The organism is Kitasatospora sp. NPDC054768 (assembly GCF_053612025.1).
In genome coordinates, this window is the sequence record NZ_JBSHBN010000345.1 from 1 (window position 1) to 1,522 (window position 1,522).

The window sequence follows — 1,522 nt, forward strand, 5'->3', positions numbered from 1 at the left end:
CCTGGTGGCGCATGCCTTCGTCCTGGTCGAACAGCGACAGTTGTGCGCCGGGGTGGGGCCGCTCGCGGCGCACGATGATGCGGGTGCCGGCTGGACGGCCGGTGAGGTCGACCAGGCCGGTCAGTGAGGTTCCCCCGAGGTGCGGAAGGTTGCCGGACATGGCCTGATTGGTCGTGAGAAGGGAGTATCCGCCCGAGTTGCGACAGAGAGCTGTTGCCGCGTACCGGGCTGCCGATCCGAAGCCCGTGATCCGTCAGATGGCCCGGGACCTGGGCGTGCACCACGAGGCCCTGCGGAACTGGATCCGCCAGGACGAGGCGGACCGGGGCGAGCGTGACGACCGGCTGACCACGGACGAGAAGGAGGAGCTGGCCGCTCTGCGCAAGGAGAACGCCGAGCTCCGCCGGTCCTGCGAGATCCTCAAGGCCGCCTCGGCTTTTTTCGCCCAGGAGCTCGACCCGACCCGGCGACGGTACTGAAGCTCATCGACGAGCACCAGGACTGCTTCGGGGCCGAGCCCGTTCTCCGGGAACTGCACATCCCCGCCTCCACCTACTACCGCTGGCGCCGCGAGGTTCACGAGCCGTGCGCGCGCAAGCGCCACGACGCCGAGCTGACCGAACGCATCCGCCGGATCCACGCCGACTCCGACGAAACCTACGGATCCCCGCGCGTCCACGCGGTCCTGCGGCGCGAGGGCACCCACGTCGGCCGTAAACGGGTCGAGCGCCTGATGCGCCAGGCCGGTCCGCAAGGCGTCAGCCCTCGCCGGCCCCGTTCCTTCACCCGCCGCGATCCGGCCGCCGACCTCGCCCCGGACCTGGTCCGGCGCGACTTCACCGCGGGCGCCCCGAACCGACTGTGGGTCGCCGACATCTCGCTGATCCCCACCGGCGAGGGCCCGTGGTGGCTGGCCTCGATCCGCGACGCGTTCTCCCGCCGCATCGTGGGCTGGCACACCTCCGAGCGCGCGGACGCCGACCTCGTGCTCACCGCCCTGGAGTACGCCCTGCACGGCCGGCCAGTCGAACCCGGGAAGCTGATCCATCACAGCGACCACGGGTGTCAGTACACGTCCATCAAGCTCACAACCCGCCTGCTGAAGGCGGGAATTGAGCCGAGCATGGGCACCGTCGGCGACTCCTACGACAACGCCCTGGCCGAGAACTTCTGGAGCGTACTGAAGACCGAGTGCGTACGTCGCACGACCTTTGGGACCCGCACGGACGCCGACCTGGCGCTTTTCGCCTACATCGACGGCTTCTACAACACCCGCCGCATCCAAAAGCGCCTCGGCTGGCTCAGCCCCGACGAGTACGAGGCGAAGTACTACGCCGACCAGGCGACGGCCGAACCAGTGGCCGTCGGACCGCCTGAACCCATCCTGACCAGGTAATCAGCACCTCCCGCATTGCGGGGGAAGCTCACAGTTCGGCGACCTCGGCCCCGGAACGGATGGAGCCGTTCTGCTCCAGCGCGGGGTGCCGGACCCGGTCGGGCAGGGTGCGGATGGCTTTGCGGA

General features: G+C 69.4%; 2 protein-coding genes. Both read left to right on the forward strand.

Annotated features, from left to right (window positions below; genetic code table 11):
* Positions 1 to 173 precede the first annotated feature (173 nt).
* On the forward strand, positions 174 to 479 hold the full coding sequence (locus tag ACWGKU_RS41020) for a transposase (RefSeq protein WP_331768736.1): 306 nt from the start codon (positions 174 to 176) through the stop codon (positions 477 to 479).
* A 5-nt stretch (positions 480 to 484) separates the two neighbouring features.
* On the forward strand, positions 485 to 1,396 hold the full coding sequence (locus ACWGKU_RS41025; protein WP_331768889.1) for an IS3 family transposase: 912 nt from the start codon (positions 485 to 487) through the stop codon (positions 1,394 to 1,396).
* The last annotated feature ends 126 nt before the right edge of the window (positions 1,397 to 1,522 follow it).